Here is a 546-nt window from a genome sequence, read left to right as displayed (position 1 = left end):
AGGCAGGGCCACGATCCATTCGCGGGCCGTCCGCGAATCCTTCCGGTTCTCGGCCAGTTCGGCGGCATTCCACAGCGCGCCGCGCTCGGCACTGCCGCCATCCGGCGCGATGATTTCGGCCGAAACTACACCCCCTTTCCGGGTGTAGTCATGGACAAGGCCGGTGCGTTCATCGACCAACTCGGAACCCGAACGATAGGCAGCAGCGGCGACGGCTGACCGTCCCGCGCTGCGTGCTATCGGCTTCGTGGTTGCGTGGTAGATGGCGATGGCCTTTGCTCCTTATTCTGATTTTTGCTTTTGCCCCGCAGGGCGCGCTGACTCGGTACGAGTCGTAAGTGCGCACTTGCTGCTTTCGCTTCGCTCTCTTGCTGCGTGTTATCGTACCACGACATATCTGAGTGAGGCCGGAAAATGGCACAAACCATAGAGCAAAAAATCGCAGAAGCTGAAGCCAAGCTAAATCGACTTCGGCAGCAAAGCCGTCAGCTCGAGAACGGGCAAAAGATCATTCTCGGCGGCCTGCTGCTCAATGCGGCCCAGCAT

General features: G+C 59.5%; 1 protein-coding gene. It reads right to left on the bottom strand.

Going from position 1 to position 546, the window contains the following annotated elements; translation table 11 throughout:
* The coding region (locus GHO25_RS25740) for a MobA/MobL family protein (protein WP_178110255.1) at positions 1 to 270 on the bottom strand (270 nt) is incomplete at its 3' end.
* Positions 271 to 546 lie beyond the last annotated feature (276 nt).

The sequence above is a fragment of the Pseudomonas sp. FSL R10-1350 genome (assembly GCF_009600525.1).
Taxonomy (GTDB): domain Bacteria; phylum Pseudomonadota; class Gammaproteobacteria; order Pseudomonadales; family Pseudomonadaceae; genus Aquipseudomonas; species Aquipseudomonas helleri.
This window is presented reverse-complemented; position numbering and strand designations above follow the sequence as displayed.